The following is a 424-nucleotide window of genomic DNA, read 5'->3' as shown; positions in this document are numbered from 1 at the left end:
ACGATGGGTCCTGTCAAGTCAGGGTTTGTTGCGGCGAGAACGAGGGTCGCCCAGCCTGCTTGGCAGTTGCCGATAATGGCCGGCAGAGGCGCGCGCGGATGCCGGCGGATCACTTCTCGAACAAACGCCGCTTCCGCATAGGCCACATCAGAGAGTTGCTGATCCTGCTCCGGCTCGCGACGGAAGCTCACCAGATAAACCGGATGACCTTCGCGCAATGCGACGCCGAGCTGACTATCGTGCTCGTGAGCTCCCACACCCGCAGTGTGTCCCGCTCGTGGAGGGATGATAACAAAGGGCCGACGACGGGAGTAATCGACCGTAACATCTTGCGACGGGATGATGCGCAGCAATACGAAGTTGGACTTTACGGGAAGATCCCTTCCGTCCATGATCTTCTCGTACTCGTAGAAAAGAACCGGCG

General features: G+C 59.0%; 1 protein-coding gene. It reads right to left on the bottom strand.

Annotated elements, in window-relative coordinates:
- Positions 1–424: DUF3141 domain-containing protein (locus I6F36_RS39025; protein WP_225143963.1), on the bottom strand; the 424-nt coding region annotated here is incomplete at both ends.

This window comes from Bradyrhizobium sp. BRP19 (genome assembly GCF_020194195.1).
Lineage (GTDB): Bacteria > Pseudomonadota > Alphaproteobacteria > Rhizobiales > Xanthobacteraceae > Bradyrhizobium > Bradyrhizobium yuanmingense.
This window is presented reverse-complemented; position numbering and strand designations above follow the sequence as displayed.